Origin of the sequence: Streptomyces sp. NPDC056347 (genome assembly GCF_042262625.1) — a bacterium.
Lineage (GTDB): Bacteria > Actinomycetota > Actinomycetes > Streptomycetales > Streptomycetaceae > Streptomyces.
In genome coordinates this window covers 1-4,874 of record NZ_JBHJQP010000293.1, presented here as the reverse complement: position 1 = coordinate 4,874, position 4,874 = coordinate 1, and the positions used below count along the sequence as shown (strand labels likewise).

The 4,874-nt window shown below is 70.6% G+C and carries 3 protein-coding genes; all 3 read right to left on the bottom strand.

The annotated features are described in order from the left end of the window. Positions 1-5: 5 nt before the first annotated feature. On the bottom strand, positions 6-992 hold the full coding sequence (gene galE / locus ACFCV8_RS35425; protein ID WP_376689657.1) for a UDP-glucose 4-epimerase GalE: 987 nt from the start codon (positions 990-992) through the stop codon (positions 6-8). A 45-nt stretch (positions 993-1,037) separates the two neighbouring features. Next, complete coding sequence (locus ACFCV8_RS35420) at positions 1,038-2,549, bottom strand: amino acid permease (protein WP_376689656.1); 1,512 nt, start codon at positions 2,547-2,549, stop codon at positions 1,038-1,040. 194 nt (positions 2,550-2,743) lie between these two features. Then, positions 2,744-4,672 carry a 1-deoxy-D-xylulose-5-phosphate synthase gene (gene dxs, locus ACFCV8_RS35415; RefSeq protein WP_376689655.1) on the bottom strand — a complete coding sequence of 643 codons (1,929 nt, stop codon included), beginning with the start codon at positions 4,670-4,672 and terminating at the stop codon, positions 2,744-2,746. Positions 4,673-4,874: the final 202 nt, after the last annotated feature.

Below are 4,874 nucleotides of genomic sequence, written 5' to 3'. Positions count from 1 at the left end.
GTCCGTCAGCGCCGCGCCTCGGGGTGGTGCAGGCACCAGCCCTCCCAGGCCGACTCGACCATCGCGCGCACCTCGTGCCGCGCGGTCCACTCCAGCTCGGAACGCATCAGGTCGGCGGCGGCCACCACCCGGGCCGGGTCGCCGGGGCGGCGGGGCCGGACGGCCGGTTCGGCGGCCGGCCCGTAGCCGGTGACCTCGCCGATCAGGGCGATCATCTCGCGTACGGAGACGCCTTCGCCCCGGCCGATGTTGACCGTGAGGTCACTCCCCGCGCCGCGGGTGTCGAGCGCCCGTGCCACGGCGACATGGGCCGAGGCGAGGTCGGCGACGTGGATGAAGTCGCGGACGCAGGTGCCGTCCGGGGTGGCGTAGTCGTCGCCGAAGACCAGCGGGGCCTCGCCCCGGGTGAGCTTCTCGAAGACCATGGGGACCAGGTTGAAGACCCCCGTGTCGGCGAGGTCCGCAGAGGCCGCGCCCGCCACGTTGAAGTACCGCAGCGAGGCCGTCGCCATGCCGTGCGCCGCGCCCGCCGCGCGGACCATCCACTCGCCGGCCAGCTTCGTCTCGCCGTACGGGTTGATCGGGACGCACGGCGTGCTCTCGGTGACCAGGTCCACGTCGGGCAGACCGTAGACCGCGGCCGACGAGGAGAACAGGAAGCGGCGGGCCCCCGCGGCGGTGACGGCCTCCAGCAGGGTCTGCAGTCCGTACACGTTCTCCCGGTAGTAGTGGAGCGGGCGGGCCACCGACTCGGCGACCTGCTTCTTGGCCGCCAGATGCACGACACCGTCGACACCGTGCTCGGCGATCGCCCGGTCCAGCGCCTCCCGGTCGAGAGTGGAGCCCTTGACGAAGGGGACCCCGCCGGGAATCCGGGCCGGGTCACCGGTCGACAGGTCGTCGTACACCACCGCCCGCTCGCCCGCGTCGAGCATCGCCCGTACGACGTGCGCTCCGATGAAACCCGCACCACCCGTGATCAGCCAAGTCATACGAGCATCCTATGGCCCCTCCCCGGCCCCCTGGCGGCACCGCTGTCACCTGCCGGTTCTCCGCGCGTGCAGCCGGCTGTGGGTGCGCCCGTAGGTGAAGTAGACGATCACGCCGATCGCCATCCAGATGCCGAACCGCAGCCAGGTCTCCGCCGGAAGATTGAGCATCAGCCAGACCGAGGCGGCCACCGAAGCGACCGGGATGAACGGCACCCAGGGGGTACGGAAGGCGCGGGGCAGGTCGGGGCGGGTGCGGCGCAGCACCAGTACCCCGAGGGCGACCACGACGAAGGCGAAGAGCGTACCGATGTTCACCAGCGCCGCCAGCTCGTTGATGCTGGTGAAACCGGCGACGACGGCGATGATCACGCCGAGCAGGACGGTCGGGCGGTACGGGGTGCCGAACTTCGGGTGGGTCTTGGAGAAGAACCTCGGGAGCAGCCCGTCCCGGCTCATCGCGAAGAAGACCCGGGTCTGTCCCAGCAGCAGGATCAGGCAGACGGTGGTGAGGCCGATCGCGGCCCCGAAGCTGATCAGCCCGGCGTAGACGGGATGGCCGACGGCCTTGAAGGCATCGGCGAGCGGGGCCTCCACCGACAGGTCGGAGTAGTGCTCCATGCCGGTCACCACCAGCGAGACGGCGACGTAGAGCACGGTGCAGATGAAGAGCGAGGCGAGGATCCCGCGCGGCATGTCGCGCTGCGGGAGCTTGGTCTCCTCGGCCGCGGTGGCCACCACGTCGAAGCCGATGAAGGCGAAGAAGACGATGGACGCGGCGGTGAAGATGCCCATGACGCCGAAGTTGGTGGGCGCGTAGCCGAACATCAGCTGGACCAGCGGCTCGGTCAGGCCGGAGCCCGCCGTCTGCGGCTGCGCCTCGGGGATGAACGGCGAGTAGTTGGCCGCCTTCACGAAGAAGCTCCCGGCGATGATCACGACCAGGACCACGACGACCTTGATGGCCACCACCACGGTCGTGACCCGGGCGGAGAGCTTCATCCCGAGCACCAGCACCACGGTCAGCACGAGCACCAGGAAGAACGCCAGGATGTCGAAGCCGAAACCTTTTGCCGCGTCGGTTCCGGAGAGCACGTCGGGGATGTGCCAGCCGAAGTTGTCCAGCAGCGAGCGGACGTAGCCGGACCAGCCGACCGCCACCACCGCCGTGCCCAGCGCGAACTCCAGCACCAGGTCCCAGCCGATGATCCAGGCGACCAGCTCGCCCAGCGAGGCGTACGCGAAGGTGTACGCGGAGCCCGCGACCGGGACGGTGGAGGCGAACTCGGCGTAGCAGAGCGCGGCCAGCGCGCAGACGATCCCGGCGACGACGAAGGCGAGCGCGGTGGCGGGTCCCGCCGTCTCCTTGGCGACCTTGCCGGTGAGGACGAAGATGCCGGTGCCGATGATGACGCCCACGCCGAAGACCGTGAGGTCCAGGGCGGAGAGGGACTTGCGGAGCGCGTGCTCCGGCTCCTCGGTGTCGCGGATGGACTCCTCGACCGTCTTGGTCCGGAACAGTCCGTCACCGCTGGGTGGTGTGTCCTGCTGGGCAGTCACCGGCGTACCTCCGCGCATTCGTCGTGTACGCCAAGGTTCCGGACCACCACGACGGGACAGGGCGACGAATCGGGCGATTTCACGCGAATGGGCCGGTCGGACCACCCGTACAGGGTGCCCCGACCGGCCCATCGGCCGTACGGTGACGGGTCCGGCCGGGGGACCGCGCGGTGGCGCGACCGGCCGGAGCGGCGTCAGTCGCGGGCGGGCTCGATCACCACGTCGGCGTCGGCCGCGGTCTCGAAGCGGCCGTCCAGCTTGGCGACCAGACCGGTGACCTGGCGGGCGATGTCCGGCGCGGTCAGCCCGATCTCGGCCATGACCTCCTTGCGGGAGGCGTGGTCCAGGAAGCGCGGCGGGATTCCGAAGTCGCGCAGCGGTACGTCGACCCCGGCGTCGCGCAGGGCCTGGGAGACGGCGGAGCCGACACCGCCGGCCCGGCTGTTGTCCTCGACGGTGACGACGACCCGGTGCCGCTCGGCGAGCGGGGCCATCGCCTCGTCGACCGGCTTGACCCAGCGCGGGTCGACCACGGTCGTCGAGATGCCCTGGGCCTCCAGCAGGTCGGCGATCTCCAGGCACATCGGGGCGAGCGCGCCGACCGAGACCAGCAGTACGTCCGGCCGGGTGGTGCCGGGCTCGCGCAGCACGTCCATCCCGCCGACCCGGCCGACGGCCTTGACCGCCGGGCCGACCGCGCCCTTGGAGAAGCGGACCACGGTCGGCGCGTCGTCGACCTCGACGGCCTCGCGGAGCTGGGCCCGGACCTGGTCGGCGTCGCGCGGGGCGGCGATCCGGAGGGAGGGCACGCACTGGAGGATCGACATGTCCCACATGCCGTTGTGCGAGGCGCCGTCGGTACCGGTGATCCCGGCCCGGTCCAGGACGAAGGTCACCCCGCACCTGTGCAGCGCGACGTCCATCAGGACCTGGTCGAACGCGCGGTTGAGGAAGGTGGCGTACACCGCGAAGACGGGGTGCAGCCCGCCGGTGGCGAGGCCGGCCGCGGAGACCGCGCCGTGCTGCTCGGCGATGCCGACGTCGTAGATCCGGTCCGGGAACTCCTTCTCGAACTTGGTCAGCCCGACCGGCTGGAGCATGGCCGCGGTGATCGCGACGATGTCCTCGCGCTCCTTGCCGAGCTTGACCATCTCCTCGCCGAAGACGGAGGTCCAGTCCAGGCCCGAGGAGGCGATGGGCAGCCCGGTGTCCGGGTGGATCTTGCCGACGGCGTGGAAGCGGTCCGCCTCGTCCTGGAGGGCCGGGGTGTAGCCGCGGCCCTTCTCGGTGATGCAGTGCACGATGACGGGGCCGCCGAAGCGCTTGGCACGCTGGAGCGCGGACTCCAGGGCCTCGATGTCGTGACCGTCGATCGGGCCGACGTACTTCAGGCCGAGGTCCTCGAACATGCCCTGCGGGGCGATGAAGTCCTTGAGGCCCTTCTTGGCGCCGTGCAGCGTCTCGTACAGCGGCTTCCCGACGACGGGGGTGCGCCCCAGGAGGTCCTTGCCGCGGGCCAGGAAGCGCTCGTATCCGTCGGTGGTGCGCAGCGTGGCGAGGTGGTTGGCCAGGCCGCCGATGGTCGGCGCGTAGGAGCGCTCGTTGTCGTTGACGACGATGACGAGCGGGCGGTCCTTGGCGGCGGCGATGTTGTTCAGCGCCTCCCAGGCCATACCGCCGGTGAGCGCGCCGTCACCGATGACCGCGACGACGTGGTCGTCCTTGCCGAGCACCTCGTTGGCCTTGGCGAGGCCGTCGGCCCAGCCCAGCACCGTGGAGGCGTGCGAGTTCTCGATCACGTCGTGCTCGGACTCGGCACGGGAGGGGTAGCCGGAGAGGCCGCCCTTGCTCTTGAGCTTCGAGAAGTCCTGGCGGCCGGTGAGGAGCTTGTGCACATAGCTCTGGTGTCCGGTGTCGAACAGCACCTTGTCCTTCGGCGAGTCGAAGACCCGGTGCAGGGCGATGGTCAGCTCGACGACGCCCAGGTTGGGGCCGAGGTGGCCGCCGGTCTTGGACACCGCGTCGACGAGGAAGGTGCGGATCTCCTCGGCGAGCTGCTCCAGCTGCTCGGGCGTGAGCCGGTCCAGGTCACGCGGTCCACCGATGCGGGTCAGCAGGGCCACCCGTGCCTCCTTGCGTCTTGAGCTGGTCGAGCATGCCGGTCCGATGAGTCTAATGTTCCGGTCGCGCCGGAAGGCATCGGGCGGTGCGTTCGGTACGTACTCCGTACATATGGTCCGGAAAATACGATGGAGTCCGCACTCCGGGGAGCGCTCCGGTGTACGGGCGCGGCGGTGCCCGGTGGCCCTCGGGGGCACCGGGCAC